The 19266-nt window shown below is 69.8% G+C and carries 27 protein-coding genes and 1 tRNA gene; 14 read left to right on the top strand and 14 right to left on the bottom strand.

Translation table 11 applies throughout. The features are described 5' to 3' along the window. Genes Apa02nite_RS34050 through Apa02nite_RS34025 form a run of 6 tightly spaced genes read left to right on the top strand, consistent with a single transcriptional unit; the run spans position 1 to position 2667 of the window. Positions 1–282: a hypothetical protein gene (locus Apa02nite_RS34050; protein WP_203828723.1), complete on the top strand. Its 282-nt coding sequence runs from the start codon at positions 1–3 to the stop codon at positions 280–282. A 7-nt stretch (positions 283–289) separates the two neighbouring features. Beyond that, the gene (locus Apa02nite_RS34045; protein WP_203828722.1) at positions 290–853 is read left to right on the top strand and encodes a hypothetical protein; all 564 of its coding nucleotides are present in this window, start codon (positions 290–292) and stop codon (positions 851–853) included. Beyond that, the gene (locus tag Apa02nite_RS34040) at positions 853–1146 is read left to right on the top strand and encodes a hypothetical protein (protein ID WP_203828721.1); all 294 of its coding nucleotides are present in this window, start codon (positions 853–855) and stop codon (positions 1144–1146) included. The genes Apa02nite_RS34045 and Apa02nite_RS34040 overlap by 1 nt, the downstream gene beginning before the upstream one ends. Further along, a complete protein-coding gene (locus tag Apa02nite_RS34035; protein ID WP_203828720.1) occupies positions 1146–1970 on the top strand; it encodes a hypothetical protein in 825 nt (274 codons plus the stop codon). Before Apa02nite_RS34040 ends, Apa02nite_RS34035 begins: the two co-directional genes overlap by 1 nt. Continuing rightward, positions 1967–2401, top strand: coding sequence for a hypothetical protein (locus Apa02nite_RS34030; RefSeq protein WP_203828719.1), 435 nt, complete (start codon positions 1967–1969; stop codon positions 2399–2401). The genes Apa02nite_RS34035 and Apa02nite_RS34030 overlap by 4 nt, the downstream gene beginning before the upstream one ends. Continuing rightward, positions 2386–2667 (top strand): hypothetical protein, encoded by a 282-nt coding sequence (locus Apa02nite_RS34025; protein ID WP_203828718.1) that lies wholly within the window; start codon positions 2386–2388, stop codon positions 2665–2667. Before Apa02nite_RS34030 ends, Apa02nite_RS34025 begins: the two co-directional genes overlap by 16 nt. Here the strand turns inward: Apa02nite_RS34025 and Apa02nite_RS34020 are convergent. Continuing rightward, positions 2660–2854, bottom strand: a complete 195-nt coding sequence (locus Apa02nite_RS34020; RefSeq protein WP_203828717.1) for a hypothetical protein — start codon at positions 2852–2854, stop codon at positions 2660–2662. The two genes, Apa02nite_RS34025 and Apa02nite_RS34020, sit on opposite strands and share 8 nt — an antisense overlap. Positions 2855–2890: 36 nt before the next feature. On the opposite strand from Apa02nite_RS34020, the gene Apa02nite_RS34015 reads away from it, so the two are divergent. Next, complete coding sequence (locus Apa02nite_RS34015; protein WP_203828716.1) at positions 2891–3247, top strand: hypothetical protein; 357 nt, start codon at positions 2891–2893, stop codon at positions 3245–3247. Positions 3248–3321: 74 nt separating this feature from the next. Here Apa02nite_RS34015 and Apa02nite_RS34010 read toward each other — a convergent pair whose 3' ends face one another. From Apa02nite_RS34010 to Apa02nite_RS33990, 5 genes are all read right to left on the bottom strand, one after another. Then, positions 3322–3714, bottom strand: a complete 393-nt coding sequence (locus tag Apa02nite_RS34010; protein WP_239164749.1) for a hypothetical protein — start codon at positions 3712–3714, stop codon at positions 3322–3324. A gap of 105 nt (positions 3715–3819) precedes the next feature. After that, the gene (locus Apa02nite_RS34005) at positions 3820–4035 is read right to left on the bottom strand and encodes a hypothetical protein (RefSeq protein WP_203828715.1); all 216 of its coding nucleotides are present in this window, start codon (positions 4033–4035) and stop codon (positions 3820–3822) included. Beyond that, the gene (locus Apa02nite_RS34000) at positions 4032–4580 is read right to left on the bottom strand and encodes a hypothetical protein (protein ID WP_203828714.1); all 549 of its coding nucleotides are present in this window, start codon (positions 4578–4580) and stop codon (positions 4032–4034) included. Before Apa02nite_RS34000 ends, Apa02nite_RS34005 begins: the two co-directional genes overlap by 4 nt. Continuing rightward, positions 4580–5074 carry a hypothetical protein gene (locus Apa02nite_RS33995; RefSeq protein ID WP_203828713.1) on the bottom strand — a complete coding sequence of 165 codons (495 nt, stop codon included), beginning with the start codon at positions 5072–5074 and terminating at the stop codon, positions 4580–4582. The genes Apa02nite_RS34000 and Apa02nite_RS33995 overlap by 1 nt, the downstream gene beginning before the upstream one ends. A gap of 26 nt (positions 5075–5100) precedes the next feature. After that, complete coding sequence (locus Apa02nite_RS33990; protein WP_203828712.1) at positions 5101–5460, bottom strand: hypothetical protein; 360 nt, start codon at positions 5458–5460, stop codon at positions 5101–5103. Positions 5461–5569: 109 nt separating this feature from the next. Here Apa02nite_RS33990 and Apa02nite_RS33985 point away from each other — a divergent pair, with 109 nt between their 5' ends. Beyond that, positions 5570–5830, top strand: coding sequence for a hypothetical protein (locus Apa02nite_RS33985; RefSeq protein WP_203828711.1), 261 nt, complete (start codon positions 5570–5572; stop codon positions 5828–5830). A 56-nt stretch (positions 5831–5886) separates the two neighbouring features. Here the strand turns inward: Apa02nite_RS33985 and Apa02nite_RS33980 are convergent, their stop codons facing one another. Next, positions 5887–6102: a helix-turn-helix transcriptional regulator gene (locus Apa02nite_RS33980; RefSeq protein WP_307872001.1), complete on the bottom strand. Its 216-nt coding sequence runs from the start codon at positions 6100–6102 to the stop codon at positions 5887–5889. Positions 6103–6632: 530 nt separating this feature from the next. Between Apa02nite_RS33980 and Apa02nite_RS33975 the strand changes: the two genes are divergently transcribed. Next, positions 6633–6971 (top strand): hypothetical protein, encoded by a 339-nt coding sequence (locus Apa02nite_RS33975; RefSeq protein ID WP_203828710.1) that lies wholly within the window; start codon positions 6633–6635, stop codon positions 6969–6971. Here Apa02nite_RS33975 and Apa02nite_RS33970 read toward each other — a convergent pair. From Apa02nite_RS33970 to Apa02nite_RS33960, 3 genes are all read right to left on the bottom strand, one after another. Beyond that, positions 6968–7174: a DNA-binding protein gene (locus tag Apa02nite_RS33970; RefSeq protein WP_203828709.1), complete on the bottom strand. Its 207-nt coding sequence runs from the start codon at positions 7172–7174 to the stop codon at positions 6968–6970. The genes Apa02nite_RS33975 and Apa02nite_RS33970 overlap by 4 nt on opposite strands. 469 nt (positions 7175–7643) lie before the next feature. Continuing rightward, positions 7644–8669, bottom strand: coding sequence for a tyrosine-type recombinase/integrase (locus Apa02nite_RS33965; RefSeq protein WP_203828708.1), 1026 nt, complete (start codon positions 8667–8669; stop codon positions 7644–7646). A 104-nt stretch (positions 8670–8773) separates the two neighbouring features. Continuing rightward, positions 8774–8847: transfer RNA gene (locus Apa02nite_RS33960), tRNA-Thr, on the bottom strand. Positions 8848–8983: 136 nt separating this feature from the next. Here Apa02nite_RS33960 and Apa02nite_RS33955 point away from each other — a divergent pair. Further along, on the top strand, positions 8984–10069 hold the full coding sequence (locus Apa02nite_RS33955; RefSeq protein WP_067700200.1) for an ABC transporter ATP-binding protein: 1086 nt from the start codon (positions 8984–8986) through the stop codon (positions 10067–10069). Between the two features lie 61 nt (positions 10070–10130). Here the strand turns inward: Apa02nite_RS33955 and Apa02nite_RS33950 are convergent, their stop codons facing one another. Continuing rightward, a complete protein-coding gene (locus tag Apa02nite_RS33950) occupies positions 10131–11870 on the bottom strand; it encodes an outer membrane protein assembly factor BamB family protein (RefSeq protein ID WP_203828707.1) in 1740 nt (579 codons plus the stop codon). Positions 11871–12003: 133 nt separating this feature from the next. On the opposite strand from Apa02nite_RS33950, the gene Apa02nite_RS33945 reads away from it, so the two are divergent. Then, positions 12004–12438, top strand: a complete 435-nt coding sequence (locus tag Apa02nite_RS33945; RefSeq protein WP_203828706.1) for a GNAT family N-acetyltransferase — start codon at positions 12004–12006, stop codon at positions 12436–12438. A 45-nt stretch (positions 12439–12483) separates the two neighbouring features. Here the strand turns inward: Apa02nite_RS33945 and Apa02nite_RS33940 are convergent, their stop codons facing one another. Further along, a complete protein-coding gene (locus tag Apa02nite_RS33940; protein ID WP_203828705.1) occupies positions 12484–13233 on the bottom strand; it encodes a RodZ family helix-turn-helix domain-containing protein in 750 nt (249 codons plus the stop codon). A 119-nt stretch (positions 13234–13352) separates the two neighbouring features. Between Apa02nite_RS33940 and Apa02nite_RS33935 the strand changes: the two genes are divergently transcribed. Continuing rightward, positions 13353–15104 carry an NAD-binding protein gene (locus Apa02nite_RS33935; RefSeq protein ID WP_307872000.1) on the top strand — a complete coding sequence of 584 codons (1752 nt, stop codon included), beginning with the start codon at positions 13353–13355 and terminating at the stop codon, positions 15102–15104. Here Apa02nite_RS33935 and Apa02nite_RS33930 read toward each other — a convergent pair. Beyond that, entirely contained in the window at positions 15101–16312 is a 1212-nt protein-coding gene (locus Apa02nite_RS33930) for a DUF4032 domain-containing protein (protein WP_203828703.1), read from the bottom strand. The genes Apa02nite_RS33935 and Apa02nite_RS33930 overlap by 4 nt on opposite strands. A gap of 90 nt (positions 16313–16402) precedes the next feature. Here Apa02nite_RS33930 and Apa02nite_RS33925 point away from each other — a divergent pair, with 90 nt between their 5' ends. Then, positions 16403–17818: a trypsin-like serine peptidase gene (locus tag Apa02nite_RS33925; RefSeq protein ID WP_203828702.1), complete on the top strand. Its 1416-nt coding sequence runs from the start codon at positions 16403–16405 to the stop codon at positions 17816–17818. A gap of 9 nt (positions 17819–17827) precedes the next feature. Continuing rightward, on the top strand, positions 17828–18535 hold the full coding sequence (locus Apa02nite_RS33920; protein WP_203828701.1) for a phosphatase PAP2 family protein: 708 nt from the start codon (positions 17828–17830) through the stop codon (positions 18533–18535). 230 nt (positions 18536–18765) lie between these two features. Here the strand turns inward: Apa02nite_RS33920 and Apa02nite_RS33915 are convergent, their stop codons facing one another. Further along, positions 18766–19200 carry a MarR family winged helix-turn-helix transcriptional regulator gene (locus Apa02nite_RS33915; protein ID WP_203828700.1) on the bottom strand — a complete coding sequence of 145 codons (435 nt, stop codon included), beginning with the start codon at positions 19198–19200 and terminating at the stop codon, positions 18766–18768. Positions 19201–19266: the final 66 nt, after the last annotated feature.

Here is a 19266-nt window from a genome sequence, read left to right as displayed (position 1 = left end):
GTGACCGTCAACGCCTCGAAGCTGGCCACCGAGATCCTGCGCGGCAAACCACCGCAGGGCGCACCGTCTGCCTGGGTGGAGCCCGCCGTGGTTGCCAGCGTCAGCGCCGGCGCGGCCGCCGACGGCAACGCCCTGACGACCGTCACCTGGCGCGGCACCGCCATCCAGGCCGCCTACCTGGCCAGCTACACCCCGACCGCCGGTCACACCGTCGCGGTGCTCTACCAGCCGCCCGGCGGGCTGCTGATCCTCGGCCGCATCATCGGCACCCCACCCAGCTAGGAGTCCCATGCCTACCACCACCAACATGGCATTTCGGTACCCCGCACTGAGTGCCGCGCCGAACGTACCGCTGGACGTTGGCAACCTTGCCGCCGACGTCGACGCGGCCTGGACGATCCCGAAGGTCTTCCTCGTCCAGCAGACCGCCCAGACCGGCTGGACCACGGCCACGAACACCCCGATTACGTTCGGGTCCGGCAGCGAGGTCATCGACAACCTGGCCTGCCACGACGAGTCCACCAACACCAGCCGGGTCGTGATCGGCAAACGGCTCGGCTGGTGGCAGATCTCCGGCATCTACGTCCCCGCGTCCAACGGCGCGACCACGTACGTCCGTGCCCTCGTCGCCAAGAACGGCACCGTGATCCCGGGCGGCTGGGGCGGCCAGGTGCTGGCGAGCGCGACTGGTTTCGTCGGCGTTTCCAGCGCCGTCACCCTCGTCCAAGCGACCCTGGCCACCGACTACATCGAACTGCTTGGCCAGCAGTTCGCCAGCACCGGCACCATCGGTACCGCCATCTCGACCACGCCCGTCAGCTCGTCGCTGACGGCCATCTGGCAGGGGTTCTGATGCAGCTACCCATAGTTCCCCGATACGTCGGCCTGCAGTACCTCGGCACGCAGGACTCCGCCGACGACCTGCTCGCCGCCGCGCAGGCCATGGTCCTCACCTCCACCTGGACCCTGGTCGCTGTTGGTGGCACCTCGCTGACCCTGCACGAGGTCGGCGAGTGGTCGGACACGGACTGGATCGTGCCAACCGGCAGCTGGCTGATTGTCGCCCCGGTCGGCGTCTGCGGCCTGCTCGACGACACGACGTTTCGTCACCAGTACCAGCCGGTCGCAACGGTCGAGGAGGGCTGATGAACGCGCCGTTCCTGGTGCCATGCCTGGTCACGCTGCGGGCAGAGTTCAACGCGGCCGCGCCGCGCCGGGACAAGGGCGCGGACGGCTGGATCGGCGACACCTCGCACGCCGCGTCGATCTCCGACCACAACCCGGACGAGGGCGGTCGCACCCCGTACACCGACGCGGACAACGTCGACGAGATCCACGCGGTCGACATCGACAGCACCGGTCCGTGGCCGGACGGCAAGGGCGGCCAGCCGGGCGCCTGGTTCGACCGCAAGGTCAACGCGATCGTCGACCGTGAGCGCATCGAGTGGGCCAGCCCGACTCTCGTCGGCCGGCTGCAGAACGTCATCTGGCGCGGCCGCATCTGCTCCCGGTCGGACGGTTGGGTCTGGCGCGATTACTCCGGACCGTCGCAGCACTTCGACCACGCGCATTTCAGCGCGCGATACCTGACCAGCACTGAGGCCGATACCCGCCCGTGGGGCGTACAGGAGGACGAGATGAACGCTGCACAGGAAGCCAAGCTTGACCGCGCGCTGACGCTGCTCGGTCAGGTCCCGGCTGCGGTCTGGGACCACGAGGAGCTGGACGCCAACCCGAACGCCAAGCCCGGGGCCATGCGCCGGGTCGGCGGCGACATGCGCAGCATCGAGTACCGAGCGGGCCTGCGTCAGGCGCAGCTGCTCGCCGCGATCACCGGTGTCGACGTCGACGAGTCCGCGGTCGCGGCCGCCGTCCTCGCCGGCCTGACCCCGGAGCTGATCGCCGCGGCGATCCCGGCGGACCTGGCGCGGCAGGTCGCTCAGGAGCTGGCCGACCGGCTCGCATCGTGACCACCGCGGCCGGACGACTCGCCTCCCGGATCGGCCGCCGCGGCGCCGCGCTGCTTTTCTTCTTCCTGCTCGACGTCGTCTACTGCGTCGGCCTGGTCAGCACCCCGACGCCGCTGGTGCCGTTCTACGCCTGGATGGCGGAGATCATGCCGCTCGGCGTGTGGGCGGCCTGCTGGGGCGCGGTCGGCGTGATCTGCCTCTGGTACGCCTTCCGCATCCACGACACCACGGCGTTCATGTTCGCCGTCGGCCTCAAGGTCGGCTGGGGCCTGCTCAGCATGTTCGGCTGGCTGGCCGGCGCGGTCGAGCGCGGCTGGATCAACACCGTGATTTGGCTGGCGTTCGCCTGCTTCGTCTACCTGATTGCCGGGGGCATCCCGGCCGCACCGCCGCGGGAGGCAGGACGGAGGTGGGCGTGGACCCGCTCCTAGACCGGCTCGGGCCGATCCTGACCCTGCTGGGCGTCCTTGGTGCGGCATACATGACCTACCGGGCGAGCAACCGGAAGCTGCGGACCGACTCCGGCCAGCAGCTGCTCAACGAGCGCCAGGAAGACATCGTCGCGCTGCGCCAGGAGAACGCCGAGCTGCGGCGCCACCGACGGATCCAGGACGACTACATCGGCCAGCTGCGACGCCACATCAACGACGGCAGCCCGCCGCCGCCTCCGGCCTGGCCGGACGGCCTGATCACCTGACGCCGCGTCCGTGCTGCCGCGCGGCCAGGTACGCCCACGGGTCGTCGGGCGCCAGCTCGGCCGCGTAGGCCGCTTCCAGAATTGCGGCCGCAGCCCGGCCGAAGTTCCCCTCGTAATGCCGGTCGGCCAGGTCCTGAACCCATGCCGCGGCGGCCGGATCCAGCACGCCGTCCTCCTGCTCGTCCATCCCCTCAGTAGAACATCTGTTCTGACAGGAGTTGTCATGACCGACGCCGACATCCCGGCCCTTCCCGTCTACGGGTTCGACCCCAGCAGCATCAGCGGCCTGCTCAGCCTCGCTGTCACCGTCCTGCTGCCGCTGCTGGTCGGACTCGTTACCACCCGCACCACCAGCCCCGGTGTCAAGGCCGTGCTGCTGCTCACCGCCGCGGCGGTCAAGAGCTTCCTCGAGGCGTGGCTGCAGGCGGCCAACACCGCCGTCGACTTCGCGTTCGTGCCGGTCGCGATCAGCATCGCGGTCAACTTCGCCATCGCCGTCGTCGTGCACTTCGGCCTCTGGAAGCCGACCGGCGCGGCCGGCGCCGCGCAGCGTACCTTCACCGCCAAGGCGTCGCTCTAGCGGCCCTGCGCCATACGACAGCGCCCCCGTCCAGCTCTTCGGAGCCGGGCGGGGGCGCTTCTTGCTGTCCGGGGTCAGCCGGTGACCTCGGCCCGGTCGAGCACCCATCGGTCGCCTGACGCGTGGACCGTGCAGCTGAATGCCGACCGGACCAGCGCGCCGAAGCCGTTCTGGCTGTCGACCGACCCGGTCACCCGGTACGCGCCGCCCGCCTCGTACACCGACACCCCGGAGAACTTTGCCGTGGCCGGCGCCTTCAGCCGGGCCGGCACGAACTGCCCCTCGCACACCCGCTGGGCATCACGCTGCTCGTCCGCCGCGGACGGCTTGCTGTTGCTGTTCATCCGCGCCACGCACACGCCGACGACCAGGACCACGGCGACAACGATGCCGATCGCCCAGCGGTTGCTGCTGGCGGTGCTCGGCTTGGGTTCGGCGGGGACGCTCTCGGGCGCCGGCTGGCTCATGGCTCCCGAGAATGAGCGGAGCCCGCCGCGCTGTCGAGCGGCGGGCTCCCACTGTGGATGATCGGCGTTGATCTCGGGATGAACGGGCGACGCCTGGCAGGTGGATCAGTCGAGCCGTTTGCCGCAGTCGAAGCACTGGTCACCGTCGTCGTTCTTGCGGTCGTGCCAGCAGTCCTCAGAGTCGGGCCGCCTCGTGCCGTACGGGGGCGGGCCCTCGGGGTCCGCGATCACGTGCCAGCCGTGAGGCCCGGCCTGGCCACAGTCGGCCTCGAAGTTCTCGGGTGCGCCGTGGCATTTCGCGCGGTCCTTCTTGCTGCTCATCTCGAATCCTTCCGAGACTCGTCGTAGATGCGGATCCGTCTTTTGGCTGTTGATTCCGATATGCCGTAGTGGTCGACGGCCACGGCGACGATTCGGTTGTAAGGCGCGCCGATCCGGCGGGCGCGAGCGATGTATTCCTCCAGCGTCTCCTGCCGCTCCTCGACTGCCTCCGGTTCCGGCTCGTCGTCGTCGAGCGGGAGGTCGATCTCCGAGTCACCCTCGGGCTCTTCGTGCGCCTCCGGTAGCTTCCGGTCACTGGTGCGGAAGACTCGGTACCAGTGGCCACCGACCTCCCGGGCCTCGCCCCACCAGTCCCTAGCCGGCTCGGTGGGTTCATCGGGTTCAGCCTCAGTGACACCGACCGTGGACTGGACTTTCACGCGCTCGGCCGTAGGGAGCTCCGGGGTAGGGGAGGGGTTTTTGATCTTGTCGAAGCCGAAGCGCCAGGCCACCCGCTGGATCACCCGGAACAGCAAGTAGGCGACGGCCAGGGCGATCGGGCCGCCCCAGCCCCGGTTCGGTTCGGCACTCGCGGCGAGCAGCATCAGGCACTCCCGAACAGGTAGGCGGGCAAAGGCGCGACGACCGACGTGACCAGGTCGATAGACGATGCGGTCATGCTGCCGATCGCGCCGTGCGGCAGATCGGAAAGCATTCCGAGGAGAAAGGCGATCACCCACATCTGCACGTTCAGCCGGTAGAGCGGCGACTGCGGAAAGGACAGGGTCGCGAATCGGCCCAACTTCTTTCCGGCCTTCACGGGCAGGACGCAGCCGACCGTGTATATCCACAGGATGCCCACAGCGGCACCGATGACGGTGCTGACGATCGCACCCGCGATGTACGCGCCCTTCGTGGCGTCGAGCAACTGCTGGATGATGCCGCCGAGGAAGCCGACCGTCCACCGGTCGAGTGGCGAGCCGTTGAAGCCCTCCCGGACCGCGGCGAGCGCGAAGAAGAACGCCACCCGGTCGCGGATGCTGTTCGGGCCGACGCTCATCCAGTCGACGACCAGGGCGAGCAGGAACAGGATCGCCACGGCGGTGGGGGACATGTGGTGCTGCATCAGGCCACCCAGTCCAGCAGCGGCTTGCCGGTCGCGTAGTCGCAGACCTTCATGACCGGGCGGTCCATCGGCTCGTTCGCGATCTGCGCGAGCTGGACCAGCGAGGTCAGCTGCCGGTCGAGGATGCCGTTGCGCATCGGCGAGTCCAGGTCGACGTCGACGACGAAGTTGTTCTCGTGCAGCACCTCGTACTGCCCGTCATAGATCCGCAGGCGGTAGCGCTGCAGCGGCATGGCCGGTCCTTCCGGGTCGAGAGGTTCGTGGGCGGCGCGGGCGGCTCTCTCCATGCGCCAGCCGGCGGCACCGAGGGCCGAGCCGCCGACGAGCAGGGCGGCCATGATCAGCAGGTCAGATGCCATCTGGACTCCATGGCGAGAAGTTATTGCATCAAACGGTGCTTGATATGATGCACCATCTGGGTCACCATAACCCCACCCGGAGCGCGGAAACAAGGGGAGGCTGCACCAAATGAAGCACCAGACTGGTAAGGTCCGGCCTGTGATCAGGCCAAGGTGGCGCGGGGACGACGCGCAAGAATCAGCGCTGGCTGCCATCGCCGCGAAGTTCGAGGAGTCACGCAAGGCCGAGGACGCCGGCTGGGCCGCCGTCCGTCAGGCGCGCGAGCTCGGAGTGCCGGACACGGTCATCTGTCAGCGCGCGGACATCAGCCGCACGACGCTGCAGCGCAAGCTCGGCCACCGGCCTGATGCCGACGAGGCGAGCGAGTAGCTCCCGAGCAACGAAGCAGGGCGGTCACCCCACCGGGTGGCCGCCCTGCTTTCGTCTCAGCTCTCGGTGTCCTCGGCGAGTGCCGGCCGGTTCTCGGTGATCCACGCCTCGACGTCCTGGGCCAGCCACACCTGGCCCATTCGCAGGCGGACCAGCGGTGGCGGGAAGGCCAGCTTCCGGCTGTCGGTGATCTGGTGGACGCGTGCTGGGGTGACGCCGAGCCGGTCGGCAATCTCTGCCGTGCCCATCAGTCGGATCTCGTCACGCTCCACAAGATCAGACGCTAAGTAATGTCGCACTATGCGGTACGTAATCCCGTGTTCCTCTTTACGATCGCCAAGAGGAGTCGTAAAGTCCGGCCAACGGCGGCCGGGTCCTGTCCCCCTGGAATTCGCACCGGCCGCCGCCCCCACCCGAGGCGAACGGGAGGCACAGACGATGCGGACGCGACGACTCCGGCAGCCACAGCCGAGGCGTGAGGAGATCCGCCCCTGCCAGTGCGGCATGGGCACCTGCCCCTACCTGCCGTATCCCGACGACATCCAGCCGCCCCGGGATCCGCGATGACCCGCCCCGCGCTGGCTGGCTCAGGAGTGCACAAGCCGCGGCCGAACGGGCCACTCCAGGACCAGCTCGGCCGGCAGCGGGCGATCCCGCCAAGCCGGCACATCGACCCTCGGACCGACCGCTGCGTCTGCGGCTGGGCGATCCGGAACAGCTGCTGGGGCTGGGTGCACCTGGAGAATGCCTGGGTCAGTCTCGGCGCGTGCACGAATGCCCGGCCGCCGTCGGAGGTGACCGGGTGACCGGCCTGGCGTGGCACAACCGCCGAGTCCTCGCCGAGCGCCTGCACTGGCCGGCCGGCGCCCTCGAGGAGTGCGAGCGCCTAGGCCGGCCCCGCTGGTGGGTGGTCTGGGACCTGGGCTGCACGACCCCGGGATGGGTGCGGCCCGCCGGCTACCGGGCGGAGATGGTGGGCACGGCGATCACCTGGTGGACGCTGGGCGGCCTGTCGTCGGGGCCCTGGACGTCAGCGGCGACGCCGGCCGAGCTGGCCGAGCGGATGGCCGAGGTTCAGGAGGGTGTGGAGGCGGAGGAGGAGCGGCGGGCGCGGCCGCTGCGGTCGCTGGTGGACCGCTAGGACTCGGGGTCCTCGGCGACGGTCTCCCGGTTTGCGCGGATCCACTCCCGGACCTCGTCCTCGAACCAGACGGGGCCGCGGCGCATCTCGTCGTCGACCGGGTCGGGGAAGCCCTTCTTGTACATCAGCTCGCGGGCCCGACTCCGGCCGACGCCAAGGGCGTCCTGGATCTCCCAGGCGCCCCAGAGCCGTAACCTGCGCATCCGCCTGACGCTATGGATGTCCAGACCGCGCAATCGGCCCGAGCAATTGATCAGTTGACGCGCGACATCATTCATGATCGAGACCGCTAGAACAAGGGTTCTAACCCGATCGTGTAACGGTCTGACTGATTGGTTGATCCTTCACGTAGACGGCCGTTCACCTACGCGGTCCGTTACGACCATGTTGCCGAAAGTGATCATCAGGCACGGTTGATCTCTCATGTAGCCCGAGGCCAGGGCAAACGTGACGATCAGGGGGGAATCAGACCATGCCGAAGCGGGCAGCCGCGGACCGGACCGAAGCGAAATACAGGTCCATCCCGGCTCCGATTATCGTCCTAGCTCTCGCCGCCATCGCTGTCGCTGCCGCCCGGCGGCACGGGAACCGCAAGTACGCACAGGGATACATCGATGCAGTCCAGTACTGCCACACGAACCGCGCGCCGGAATCCGGCGCGCGGTCTCGCGTTTAGATGTCGCCCATGATGTCGACCCGGTCGTAGGCCCGCCGGGCACGAGCCGCCCGGGCCGACGCCCCGTAGTGCCGCAGCATCTGCGGGCTGTCCCAGCCGTTCAACTCCATCAGGTCGCCCTCGGCGCCGCCGGCATCCAGCCACCGGTGCGAGAAGGTGTGCCGGAACATGTGCGGGTGCACGACCACGCCGACCCGGTCGCCGCGCCGCTTGATCGCCTGGTAGATGCCACTACCGGTCATCCCCGCCCCGCTTGTGGCTCGGACGTGACCGAGCCACAGCGGGGCCCGCTCGCCCTGCTTCGCCTCTGGGCGCTTCGCCCTCGCTCGCAGGTAGCGGTCCAGGGCGAGCGCCGACCGGTCGTCGAACCGGACCGTCCGGCTCTTGCTGCCCTTGCCGGTGACCAGCGCCTCCCGTTTCTGCAGGTTCAGGTCACCGAGCCGGATGCCGGCCAGCTCGGCCAGGCGCACGCCCGTGCAGATGAACAGGCGCAGCAGGGCAGCATCGCGGCGGCCGTGGAAGGACCGGTCTGCCTCGGCATCGTGGATCAGCTTGCCCAGCGCCTCGGTGTCGAGCACCGGCACCTGGCTCTTGCCGAGCTGCTGCTGCTGCGGCAGTTTGACGCCGTCGAGCGGGTTCGGTAGCTCTTCCTCCGCCGACCACCAGCCGTAGAAGCGGTCCACGCTTACGGCGACGTGCCGGACGTAGCCGACCGCGTAGCCCTCGCACTCCGCGGGCGGCTCGCCGTCCACGATCAGGTGCGGGCACGGCGTGCCGGCCGCCTGGAGCCAGGCGAAGAACTCCCGCAGGGTCCGCTTGTCGACGTCCTGCCAGTCGCGGAATTTCGGCCGGTGCCGCAGCAGCCAGCCGGCAAAGAACACCATGTCGTCGAAATAGCCGGTCCGGGTGCGTTCTTTGCGGCCTTCGGCGCGCAGGCTCAGGTCCCAGGAATTGACCCAGACCAGATAAGAACCGATGTCGTCACGGGCCGGTCGGCGGGTTCGGGGGTGCTGTCGGGGCATGCGTTCACGCCCCGGTCGCTCGACTAGACGGGTACTGGTGGTGCATCGTGCCTCCCCTGGCTTGCGATCTCCGGATCGTATTCGCGCAGGTCGGGCATGAAAAGAGCCCCCGGTCGGGATCGAACCGACGACCTCCCGTTTACAAGACGGGTGCTCTAGCCATCTGAGCTACAGGGGCGCGGGCCTCAGCATAACGTCCTGATCTGTGGTCGCCATCTTGGCAGGTCGGGTAAAAACAAATACGGTGGCGGGGCTGTTCCTTCTACTCGGATCGTCCGGCACGTTCCTGCCGGTGGAAAGGAAGTCGATTCACCATGGCTACCGTCACGTACTCGAAAGCCTCCCGGATCTACCCGGGCTCTGAGCGGCCCGCGGTCAACGAGCTGAACCTCGAGATCGGCGATGGCGAGTTCCTCGTCCTGGTCGGCCCCTCCGGTTGTGGCAAGTCCACCAGCCTGCGCATGCTCGCCGGTCTGGAAGATGTCGACCGCGGTCAGATCCTGATCAACGACAAGGACGTCACGCACCTCCCGCCGAAGTCCCGTGACATCGCGATGGTGTTCCAGAACTACGCGCTGTACCCGCACATGACGGTGTACGAGAACATGGCGTTCGCCCTGAAGCTGCGCAAGACCCCGAAGGCGGAGATCGACCGGGCCGTCAAGGAGGCCGCCGGCCTGCTGCAGCTGGAGGAGTACCTCTCCCGCAAGCCGAAGGCGCTCTCCGGTGGTCAGCGTCAGCGTGTCGCCATGGGTCGCGCGATCGTCCGTCAGCCGCAGGTCTTCCTCATGGACGAGCCGCTGTCGAACCTCGACGCGAAGCTGCGGGTGCAGACCCGTTCGCAGATCGCCACGCTGCAGGCCAAGCTCGGCGTCACGACCGTGTATGTCACCCACGACCAGGTCGAGGCCATGACCATGGGTCACCGGGTCGCGGTCATGCTCGACGGCGTGCTGCAGCAGGTGGACACCCCGCGGGCGCTCTACGACACCCCCGGCAACGTCTTCGTGGCCGGTTTCATGGGCTCCCCGGCCATGAACATCAAGACCGTGCCGCTGACCGAGGCCGGTGCCACGTTCGGCGCGCTGGCGGTGCCGCTGACCCGTGAGCAGGTCGCGGCGGCGCAGAACGGCGACGGCAAGGTCACCATCGGGTTCCGCCCGGAGGCCGCGACCGTCGTGACCGAGTCGGCCGAGGCTCTGCCGATCAAGGTGGACCTGGTCGAGGACCTCGGTTCGGACGCCAACGTCTACGGCCACTCGGACCTCTCGGGCGACTCGGAGCGGTTCGTGGTGCGCACCGAGCGTCGCTACATGCCGCACATGGGCGAGACCATCTACATCAAGCCGAACACCGACGCGATCCACGTCTTCCACGCCACCAGCGGCGCCCGGATCTGACGCGACGTTTTCTGAAAAAGGGGGCCGCCCGCCGGGCGGCCCCCTTTTTTGTGGACCAAAGTCAGCCGGCGAACCGCTCCACCACAAAATCTTCGGCCCGCACGCAGGCCACCACCGACGTGTTCCACGCGCAACTGCTTCCGCGTACGTCGCGGAGCGGCCCGATCTGCGCCGCCTTGTCGCCCGGGTGCACCCCGTCGAGGAACTGGTCGCCGACCGAGGGGGTCAGGGTGCCGGAGAAGCGCAGCACGTTCCCGGCGTCCAGCCGGGCCGCGGTGCCCGGGAAGTCGGTCCACTGCGGCGTGCCGGTCGCGTCGAAGAGCGTGTTCGTCTCGTCGGTCGAGGCGAGCACCGCGTCACCGACCGGGACCAGGGTCTCCACGTCCGGCGCCGGCTTGCGCCAGGCCTCCTTGTGGGTTTCCAGGTCGAACGCGACGATCTGGGACTTGTCGTGCGCGTACCCGATGGTTTCCACGATGCAGATCCGGTTGTCGCCGCACGGTGTCAGGTCGCTGACGTCGGCGTCCTTCGGCGCGGTGTAGACCACGGCGGGTTCGCCGCCGGTGCCGAACCCGGCCAGGTCGTAGGCGAGCAGCCGGTCGGTGCTGGACTCCTCGACGAAGAGCCGGCCGTTGTGTGCCACCGTCTTGTCGCTGGGGTAGGCCACGTCGCGGCGGGATTCGCCGGCCGTGCCGTCCTTGATGTTGATCACCCGGGCGGAGCGGTCGGCGGCGATCTGCACCACCTGGTCGTCGTCGCTCACCTCCGGCGCGAACGGGCGGCCCTGGGTGCCGGCCGGTCCGGTCAGGTCGTCCGGGGTGGTGACGCCCAGCAGGGTGCTGCTCGCCGAGCCGTCCGGGTTGGCGAGCTGCCACTTCTCGTCGCCGCTGGTCAACTCGAGGCCGTGCAGCACGCTGTGCTCGTGGTCGTCGACGAGCACCATGCCGGCGCCGAAGTGCACGGTGTCCGAGCTGCCCAGCGAGTAGTCCCAGCGTTTGACGCCGGTGGTGCCGTCGAGCACGACCAGGCGGGCCAGGCTCGTGGTGTAGTCCGGGTCGGAGATCAGCGCGACCGCGTCCGGCAGGGCGATCATCTGTTTCCAGGTCTTCGCCGGGCCGGCCTCGATGTTCTTCCAGACCTCGCGGCCGCTGCCGATGTTGTAGGCGGTCACCGCGGCCTCGCCGGTCTCGACCGTGCCGGCGAAGTAGGCGCGGTCACCGATCACTTCGGCGTCGGCCCAGCCCGAGGTGATCGGCGCAACCGGGGTGAGCCCGCGGACCTGGTCGAGAGCGTGGTAGTCGAGAGCCGGGAAACCCGGCCAGAGCAGGACCGCGGCGGTCACCGCGAGCGCGACGGTCGCGGTCGCGGCCACCCCACCGAGGATCCAGAACCCTTTTTTGTACGACGGGTGCTCCGGCTCCGCGTCCCCGGCGGCGGTCAGCGGATGGGCCGGCCCGCCCTCGATCAGCGCGGTCGGCGGTTCCGGTGCCGGCGCGGGCGCCATCGGGTGCGGCACGTGGTTGTTCGTGAGGTTCGCGGCCGCTTCGGCTTCGGCCCACGGGTCGACCGGGGCGGCGTACCCGCTCGCCGGCTCCTCGGCGGGTCCCGGCGCGGCCATCGTGTCCAGCTGCGTGTCGGTCCGCGGGGGCGGGTCGTTCGGCGTGGTCACGGGAGTCGGCGTCGGCGTGGCAGCTTCCGCGGTGCCGGCGGCGTACCGTACCGAATCCCGGTCTTGATCTTGATCTTGTGGCGCCGGGGCAGTGCTGGTGGCGTCCTCGGAGCCGTCGCCCGGAACTGGCATGTCGTGGCCTCCACCGTCGGGGTATCGGCCGTCATGCTACCCAGCGGCGTCGCGCCGGGAGCGTGTGCCGAATCGTGTCCCGGATCGGCAATTGGAGGCTGAAGCGTGACTTGTCCGTGGCTAGGGTGGCGCCATGCGGATTGAACGCGTGACCTCCGCCGAGGAGGTTCGCCGTGGGGCCGACCTCTTCGACGCGCCGCCGATCGCCGAGGCGACCCACCGTTTCCTCACCGAGACGTCCCATCACCTGCTGTTCGCCTACGACGACGCGAACCGGCCGGTCGGGATGATCTCCGGGGTCGAGACCACGCACCCGGACAAGGGCACCGAGATGCTGATCTACGAGCTCGGCGTGGCGCCGGTGGCCCGGCTGCAGGGGATCGGGACCGCGCTGGTCACCGCGATGGCCGAGCTGGCCCGCAAGAGCGGTTGTTACGGCATGTGGGTGGCGACCGAGAACGACAACGCGGCCGCGCTGGCCACCTACCGGTCCGCCGGCGCGCTCGAGGAGACCACGTTCACGCTGCTGAGCTGGGACCTGCTGGACATCCCGCCCGCCACGGCGTAGCCGAGCGCGCACCGGTCGCGGTGCGCGCTCGCCGGGTGCCGGTGGTCAGTTGGTGGTGCCATCCAGGGGCTCCTCGAGCATCCGCGGGTCGTCCACGGTGGAGCTCGGCGCGGTGTCCGCGGACGGCACGGCGTCGACCGTCGGGGCGATGTCGGTGGACGGCACGACGGCCGCGGACGGGTCCACCGGGGCGACGGCCGACGGCGCGGCGATGCCGGGCCGGGCCGGGGCGACCGAGGTGTAGGGCGCCGGCTCAGCGCTGTCGACCGGCGCCGCGCTGTCCATCGGTGCCGCGCTGTCGACCGGCGCAGGGCTGTCCGTCGGTGCCGGGTTGTCGCCGGTCGCCGCGCCGTCCATCGGCTCCTGGCTGTTCATGGCCGGTGTGGTGTCGTCGAGCAGCGGCACCGGGGTCCCGCCGAGCGGCAGACCGGCCAGCCCGGCCGAGTTCGGCAGGGCCAGGCGGCGCAGCAGGGAGCCGTCCCGGTCGTCGAGGGCCGGGTCCGTGGTCGACGCGCTCTCCAGGGTGCGGCTGCCGTTCGGCAGCAGCCCGCCGATGATCGGGAGGCGGCCGACGACCGGCAGGCGCGGCGAGCCACTGTTCGTGTCGGTGAACGGCAGACGCAGCGTGCTCGGGGATTGGTCGCCCGGAGCGTCCGGCACGCTGCCGCCGACCACGTCGGCGGCCGGCAGTGCGGCGGTCTTCGGGGACGTGACGTCCGCCTGGGCGGGCGCCGCCACGAACAGCAGGACCCCACCGGCGATGAGGCCGGCTCCGGCATACCACAACTTACGCACTGATCTGCTCCAGACCACTTCGGAGGATGGGTCGGATGGACATACCCACCAACTCGGACGAATGGTGTCGGATGGGGCAACGGGCGGCCCCGCCGGGCGGTAACGGCTGACTACGATTCGTGAACGTGAGTGCCGTAACCCGTCCGGATGCCGTCCCACCTCGTGATCTAGGCGGTGATACCCGGCCCCACCTGGTGGTCTGTGGGGCCGACGCACTGGTCTGGACCTTGGCCGAGGAGTTGGCGAATTCCCGCCATCGGATCCGGCTCACGGTGATCACTCCGCATCGGATCCGGCCGGACGTGCCCGACCTGAAGCTGCTCGAGTCGCGCGGGGTCGAGCTGCGCCAGGCCGACCGGCTCGACGAGCGCGCGTTCCGGGAGGCCGGTCTGTCCGGGGCCACCGCGCTCGCGCTGGTGATGCCGGACGACATGGTCAACCTGCACGCCGCGCTCTGTGCCCGCGAGGTCGAGGAGAAGCTGCGGGTGGTGGTCCGGATGTTCAACACCGGGCTGGGTGGCAGCGTGAGCCGGATCTTCCCGGACTACGTGGTGCTCTCCGACGCGCAGATGGCCGCACCGGCGTTCGTGGCGGCCGCGCTCGGCGAGGTGGCGCCGACCCACTTCCGCCACGATGGACGTACGTTGTATGTCGCCCACCGCGGTGATGTCGCCGACCGTGACGTGCTGACCACCCTGGCCACCGAAACCGCGGGCGAGGTGGCGGTCCTGCCGGTCGAACCGGACCCGGGCGCCGCCGAGGCGGACGATCTGGTGCTGGCCGAGGCCACCGGCCGTCCGCCCGGCGAGGACGTGACCCGCCGTCTGCTCAGCCGGGCCGGCCGCCGGCGCCACCCGCTGACCGCTTTCGGCCGGGCCCTGCGCGCCGCGCTCAACCGCAAGCTCGGTGTCGCCGTGGTGATCACCCTGATCACCACGGTGCTGGCCGGCGCGGTGCTGAACGCCTGGGACGGCACCGAGCACGACCTCTGGGAGTCGATCTACGTCACCCTGATGACGGCGGTCGGTTCGTCCGACGTGGAGGAGCAGCGCAACGCGATCGCCCAGGCCGCGCAGCTGGTGCTGACCATCGCCGGGCTGGCGCTGCTGCCGCTGATCACGGCGGCCGTGGTGGACGGGATGGTGAATGCCCGGCTGGCGCTCAGCCAGGGCCGCCCGTCCGGGCCGCTGCACGACCACATCGTGCTGGTCGGGCTCGGCAACGTCGGCACCCAGGCGCTGCGCCAGCTGCACGACCTCGGTGTCCGCGTGGTGGCGATCGACCAGAACGCCGATGCCCGCGGGGTGAAGTCCGCGCAGAAACGCGGCATCCCGGTGATCGTCGGTGACGCCTCGCAGGAGGAGACCCTGCAGGCCGCCTCGATCGCGACCTGCCGCGCGCTCGTCGTGCTCTCCACAAACGATCCGGTGAACCTGCAGGCCGCGCTGCACGCCCGGGCGATCCGTCAGGACCTGCGGGTGGTGCTGCGGCTGTTCGACGACGACTTCGCCCAGCGGATCGAGTCGGCCTTCCAGATCAACACGTCGCGCAGCGTGTCCCGGCTCTGCGCACCGGTCTTCGCCGCCGCCCTGCTGGAACGCAACGTGCACGCCAGCATCCCGGTCGGCCGGCACGCGATCCTGGTCGGCACGGTCACCGTCCAGCCGCAGTCCGAGCTGGACGGTGCGCCACTGTCCGAGGTCGATCAGGCGAGCCTGGCGAAGGTGATCGCCATGTCCGCGTCGTCCGACGAGTGGATGGACTGGCGGCCGGACCCGCGCCGGGTGCTCGCGGCCGGCGATCAGATCCTGGTCGCGGCCCGCCAGCGCGGCCTGCGCGCCCTCGCCGAACGATCGCGGGGTCAGGGCTAGGGCACCAGCTCGTCCGCGTCGACGCCCAGCACGGCCAGCTCGTCCGGCTTGTTGACCAGGACCTCGGTCAGGTACGACTGCACCGCCGGGGCCATCCCGACGTCCCGCCCGGCCTTCTCGGACAGCAGCCACTTGTGCTGGATGATCTGCGAGAAGATCTCCTGCGGCTCCAGTTTGCGGCGCAGGTTTGCCGGGACCGCCCGGACCACCGGCTCGAAGACCTCGGTCAGCCAGCGGTGCGCGGCCTGCTGCTCGTCGGTCAGCGCACTCTCGGCGCGGTACGCGTCCAGGTCGTTGAGCAGCTGCCGGGCCTGGTTCTCCTCGGCGTCCAGGCCGGTCAGGCGCATCAGCCGGCGGGTGTGATAGCCGGCGTCGACGACCTTGGGTCGGACCCGGTAGCCGCCGTCCATCGTCGACATCGACACCTCGGCGACGTCGAAGCCCATCTCGTTGAGCCGCCGGATCCGCCGCTCGATGTGGTGCCGGGCGTCCTTGGCGACCTCCTGCTCGTAGGTCACCTCGTGCCACAGCCGCTCGTAGCGGGCCAGGATGTCGTCGACCACCGCCTCCGGGTCGATCGACTCGTGCAGCAGCTCGGCGGCCTGCAGGTCGAGGCACTCGCCGAAGATGTTCAGCCGCATGATCTCGATGTCCTCGCTGCGCTGCCCCTCGGAGAGTTTCGGGTAGAGGTTGCCGGTCTCCGCGTCCACCAGGTAGGCCGCGAACGCGCCCGCGTCCCGCCGGAACAAGGTGTTCGAGAGCGAGCAGTCACCCCAGGAAAAACCGGTCAGATGCATGCGTACGACCAGCGCGGCCAGCGCGTCGAGCAGCCGGTTCATCGTCTCCGGGCGCAGCACCCGGGAGAACAGCGCCCGGTACGGCAGCGAGAACTGCAGGTGCCGGGTGACCAGCACGGTCTCCAGCGGCTCGCCCTCCGGGGTCTGCCGGTCGGTGGCGATCGCGATGGCCTGCACCGCCGGGAAGTCGATCCGTTCCAGCGCGCGGAGCAGGTCGTACTCCTTCTCGGCGATCCGCTCCCGGGTCTCCTTCATGGCGTAGACGACGTCGTTCAGCTTCACGAACCGGACGATGTGCCGCGAGATGCCCTGGGGCAGGGCGACCAGATGGTCGGCCGGCCAGTCCTCGAGCGGGATGTGCCACGGCAGGTCCAGCAGCGCTGGGTCGATGAGAGCGGAGGTGATGCGCACCGCCCAAGTGTGCCCGTTCAGCCAGCGCGTCGCGGTGGTACGTGGCTCGTTACACAGGTGCGAAAACGCTTACGACGTACCGGGAGTGGCATGCGACGCAAGACAGGGATCGTCGTCGGAGCATGTGCCGCCCTTGTGCTGGCCGGAGTGGCCGGCGCGGTGACGGCGACACGGGGTGGTGATGATCCGGTCGGCATCTGGCATCAGGCGCCGGGCGTGCCGCGTACCCCGGTAGGGGCGGCGGATTCGCTGCCGACGGTCGCTCCGGAATCACCAGCCCCGTCGGCCTCGTCCGTTCCTGATCAGCCGGCGTCGCGGCGGTCACCGCGGGCCACGGTGTCGCCGGACCCGTCGCCCACGCCGGGCGCCTCGAATCCGGACCGGGTTCTGGAGTCCGCCGCCGTCGAGACGGCCACCGCCGCTGCCCCGAGCGACCCGGGCGGCCAGCAGGTCGGTGAGCTGCTCACGGTCGGCAAGGTGCTCGGCTACACCGCCGGGCCGGCGAAGCAGACGCTGAGCTATCCGGGCGCGTCCTACGTCAAACCGCACTTCTCCCGGATGTCGCTGCTCCCCGGCGACTACGTGACCGTCTCCAACCCGGCCAACACCGAGTCGTACCGGTACGAGCCGGGGACCGGCAAGGACTGGGGCATGTCGATCACCGGGGACACCGCGGTGGTCGAGGTGCACCGGGCCGCCGACGCGCTGGGGGAGCCGTCGGCCGCCGACGGGATGGGCGTGGACATCGACCGGGTGGCGCGCGGGTTCAGTCGTACCGAACAGGCTCGTGTCCCGGAGAAAGCCACCGTGCGGCCGGGCCGCAGCGGCCGGGAGGAATCGGTCTGCGGCAACGACACCTCCAAGGACGCGGTCTGCTACCAGTCGGCGGACCCGGTCGCCTACAGCAAGTCGAAGGCGATCGCCCGGCTGCTGATCAACGGCACCGAGCTGTGCACCGGCTGGCGGGTCGGCGCGAAGAACCGGATGCTCACCAACAACCACTGCCTGACCACCTCGGAGCAGGCCTACGACACCGAGGTGTGGTTCAACTACCAGTGCGCCAAGTGCGGCGGCTACGACGTGTTCAAACCGACCAAGGTGTGGGGCAACGAGGTGATCTCCACCGATCACCTGCTCGACTACACGCTGTTCAGCGTCGACGGCTTCGACACCATCGGGCAGTTCGGCTACCTCACGCTCGACCCGGCGCGCCCGGCCAAGGGGACCGAGCTCTACGTGCCGCAGCACCCGGCCGGTGAGCCGACCCGGATCGCCGGGGCCAAGGGCGACAAGGCGAGCAACTGCGCGGTCGACAACCCGGACTACACCGGGTACGCCGCGCACTCCGACGTCTCGTACCTCTGCGACACCGCGGGCGGGTCGTCCGGATCCCCGGTGCTGTCCCGCCGGACCAACAAGGTGGTGGCCCTGCATCACTTCGGCGGCTGCCCCAACTCCGGGGTGCGCGGCGACCTGCTGGCCGCCAAGTTGCGCCAGTACCTTTAGCTTTGAGGCGTGACCACGACTGTTGCCGACCGCCGCACGCTGCCCTGGTGGCCTGATCTCTTGCTGCTCGCGGGGCTGGCGGCGCTCACCGTGGCGCTCGTGCAGGGCCACCTGCTGACCCTGGACCAGCGGGTGGCCGACTGGGCGCTGACCCATCAGCCGGCCGTGCCGTACTGGACCGCGCGGGTCCTCAACTACCTGGGCCAGGGCGGGCAGGTGCTCACGCCGATCGCGCTGATCCTCACCGGGCTGCTGGTGTACCGGACCCGCTCGGTGCGGGCGGCGCTGCCGTTCGTCGCGGCCTACGTCGTGACGTACCTGACCATCGGCCCCATGAAGATCTACTTCGACCGGGCGGCGCCGCGCTACGACGGCCCGTTCAAGGTCGAGATGTTCAACCCGGTCGCGAGCGGCACCGACAGCCGCAGCTTCCCGTCCGGGCACATGGGCAACGCGCTGGTCTGGTACACGGTCCTGGCGATCCTCGCGGCCGCCCTGCTGCGCCGCACGCTGACCCGCTGGGAGTGGTTCGCGCTCCGGGTCCTCCCCGTCGTGATCCTGTTCGTGACCACGGTCTACACGGGCTTCCACTGGTTCACCGACTCGGTGGCCGGGCTGCTGCTGGGCGTCGTGCTGGCCCGTCTGCTGATCCGCCTCCCCTGGGACCGCATCCCGTTGCCCGACCTGCGGGGTTGGGAACGGCCCGCTTTCTCCTAGTACGGGTGGGGGCGCACGCCCGCAGGCTAGAAGCCACGCCCCGTGGTGATCTCGCGCCCCCGCCGCTGCCCTCCGCGGCCGCAGCGCGGCTCCCGGTTGCGGGGGCTTTCGCGATGCCGCTGCTTCTTCCGGCCGTGGCGCGGCTCCCGGTTGCTGGCTGGTTCTGAGGGGTGTCTCCGGATGCCGGAGACACCCCTCAGAACCAGCCGGGACCCTGCTGCCCGGCGCGGTCAGTCGGTGCTCGGGTCGTGGGAGAGGCGGTCGAGCAGGGCCGGGACCTGGGCCAGCAAGTCCTGCTCGGCCGGGGTGAGGGTGGTGGCGATCCGGGCTGCCACCCACTGCTGGCGCGCGGCCCGGTCGGCCTCCAGCGCGGTCGCACCCTCCGCGGTCAGCATGATCACGAAGCTGCGGGCGTCGGCCGGATTGGCCGCCCGGCTGACGAAACCGGCCGTGACCAGCTCGCCGACCGTACGGCTCATGCTCTGGTGTTTCACCCGGCGCAGCGCGGCCAGCTCGGCGATCGTGTGCGGCCCCGCCCGGCTCAGGTAGCCCAGCGTCTCGGCGTGGGTGCCCGGCAGCGTGTCGGCGTGTGCCCGGGTGGTGCGGACCAGCCGCCCGACCGCCTGCCGCAGCTGCTCCGCGATGTCCTCGGTGCTCGACGCCATGCCGAAACTATACAACACTGTTGTACAGTTCGAGATGTACAGCAACGTTGTACATCTGCGAGGAGG

Source organism: Actinoplanes palleronii, assembly GCF_016862315.1.
Classification (GTDB): domain Bacteria; phylum Actinomycetota; class Actinomycetes; order Mycobacteriales; family Micromonosporaceae; genus Actinoplanes; species Actinoplanes palleronii.
This window is presented reverse-complemented; position numbering and strand designations above follow the sequence as displayed.